Annotated in this window: 1 protein-coding gene; it reads right to left on the bottom strand. The window is 63.9% G+C overall.

The features are described from left to right. Positions 1–482, bottom strand: a 482-nt coding sequence (locus tag ACLEJR_RS27030) for a contractile injection system protein, VgrG/Pvc8 family (protein WP_440817766.1), incomplete at both ends; no start/stop codon positions are given.

The following is a 482-nucleotide window of genomic DNA, read 5'->3' as shown; positions in this document are numbered from 1 at the left end:
TGGCGCAGGCGCGCGTAGAAAAAACCGCTCTCGCTTTGCAGGTCTTCGTCCTGGTCGAGACGGTCGCCCAGCACCCGATACGGCTCGGCGTAGTGGTAGGCCTCGCCGTAGGTCCCCTTGGCGCGCCGGCTCTGGTCGACCTCGCCGTCGAGAAAGGCCAGGGCATCGCCGTAATGGTAGGCGCGAAAATGGATGTGCTTGTCCACCACCTGATGGGCCGTCTGCAAGCCCCAGACGCTGTCCTGGCCGGTGCTGGCCAGGCCCGATTGCGGTTGATAGGCCAGCTCGACGCCGGGCAGGTAATGCCGCTGGTCGTCGCGAAACTCCACCACGTCGATGTACAGGCGTTCGTCATTGACGAACCGGTACCAGATGCCGACCTCGGCCAGCAGACGGTCGATGAAGGCCAGGTCGCTTTCGTCGTATTGCATGACCTGCTCGCGCCGCGGGTACTCGCGCACCAGCTTGAAGTAGAAGTGCTG

It is taken from the genome of Pseudomonas sp. SMN5 (assembly GCF_052041925.1).
Lineage (GTDB): Bacteria > Pseudomonadota > Gammaproteobacteria > Pseudomonadales > Pseudomonadaceae > Aquipseudomonas.
The sequence above is the reverse complement of the archived record's forward strand: the minus strand, read 5'-3'. Positions and strand labels throughout refer to the sequence as shown.